This window comes from Bacillus sp. Medicinal_06, from assembly GCF_056711665.1.
The window spans coordinates 1-255 of sequence record NZ_JBWYHD010000088.1; the positions used below are offsets into that span (position 1 = coordinate 1).

The following is a 255-nucleotide window of genomic DNA, read 5'->3' on the forward strand; positions in this document are numbered from 1 at the left end:
AGCTGAGCTATAGGCCCATACAAATTGCAGAATTAATTTATATCATATCCTCTTTTAAGAGTCAACACTTTTATTGAACTCTCAAAACTAAACGAAAACGAAACACGGAAACTTATATTGATAAGCACTGCTTATCAATTCTCCATAGAAAGGAGGTGATCCAGCCGCACCTTCCGATACGGCTACCTTGTTACGACTTCACCCCAATCATCTGTCCCACCTTAGGCGGCTGGCTCCAAAAAGGTTACCCCACCG

The 255-nt window shown here is 42.4% G+C and carries 1 rRNA gene; it reads right to left on the reverse strand.

The annotated features are described in order from the left end of the window. Nucleotides 1-148 precede the first annotated feature (148 nt). A 16S ribosomal RNA gene (locus AC1M36_RS28625) occupies nucleotides 149-255 on the reverse strand; the annotation flags it as partial.